The sequence below is a fragment of the Acinetobacter sp. YH01021 genome (assembly GCF_013420255.1).
Lineage (GTDB): Bacteria > Pseudomonadota > Gammaproteobacteria > Pseudomonadales > Moraxellaceae > Acinetobacter.
Window position 1 is genome coordinate 1 of sequence record NZ_VOYO01000074.1, and the last position, 1,148, is coordinate 1,148.

Genomic DNA, 1,148 nt, shown 5'->3' on the forward strand with positions numbered 1-1,148 from the left:
GACTCCATGAAGTCGGAATCGCTAGTAATCGCGGATCAGAATGCCGCGGTGAATACGTTCCCGGGCCTTGTACACACCGCCCGTCACACCATGGGAGTTTGTTGCACCAGAAGTAGGTAGTCTAACCTTAGGGGGGACGCTTACCACGGTGTGGCAGATGACTGGGGTGAAGTCGTAACAAGGTAGCCGTAGGGGAACCTGCGGCTGGATCACCTCCTTAACGAAAGATTGACGATTGGTAAGAATCCACAACAAGTTGTTCTTCATACGATGTATCTGAGGGTCTGTAGCTCAGTTGGTTAGAGCACACGCTTGATAAGCGTGGGGTCACAAGTTCAAGTCTTGTCAGACCCACCACTACTGACGAAGTACGGAAAATCAGAGACATTGACTTATTGATAAGCTGGGGACTTAGCTTAGTTGGTAGAGCGCCTGCTTTGCACGCAGGAGGTCAGGAGTTCGACTCTCCTAGTCTCCACCAAATTTCAAGATCATAAAACTTAAAGCACTGCTTTAGGGCTTTTACTTGAAATTTAAGCAAGAAGCTACGCTTCGCGCAGTATGTAAGCATACAGTGATGAAGTTGTTTAGTTCCTAAGCGATCAAGTGTTTAGATCCTAGAGATTAACAAGTACAAGCGTTATGATACGCGCACTTGATAATCTCTGTGATTTATCACAGTTTCCTGACCTGACGAAGGCTGGAAAAATCATTAACAGAATATATTTGAGTTGAAATAATTTGTTCATACTCATGACTGACATTAACACTAGCAGTGATTTATTACTGTGATGTGAAGATGAAAGAAATGAGTTACTAGCGAAATTAACTGAATCAAGCGTTTTGGTATATGAATCTAATTGAAGCTGTACGGTGCTTAAGTGCACAAACGCCAACTGTATGAGTAAGTCGCAAGACAAGCTCTGTTGCTTATCCTACTTGTAAGGATAAACGACTGTTTGGGGTTGTATAGTCAAGTAATTAAGTGCATGTGGTGGATGCCTTGGCAGTCAGAGGCGAAGAAAGACGTGATAGCCTGCGAAAAGCTCCGGGGAGGCGGCAAATATCCTGTGATCCGGAGATGTCTGAATGGGGAAACCCACTTACCATAAGGTAGGTATTGCAACATGAATACATAGTGTTGCAAG

Annotated in this window: 2 tRNA genes and 2 rRNA genes; all 4 read left to right on the forward strand. The window is 44.3% G+C overall.

The features are described 5' to 3' along the window. A 16S ribosomal RNA gene (locus FTT86_RS15870) occupies positions 1-220 on the forward strand; the annotation flags it as partial. Between the two features lie 60 nt (positions 221-280). Then, positions 281-357 (forward strand) — tRNA-Ile (locus tag FTT86_RS15875). A gap of 48 nt (positions 358-405) precedes the next feature. Further along, positions 406-481: transfer RNA gene (locus FTT86_RS15880), tRNA-Ala, on the forward strand. Between the two features lie 490 nt (positions 482-971). Next, positions 972-1,148, forward strand: a 23S ribosomal RNA gene (locus tag FTT86_RS15885); the annotation flags it as partial.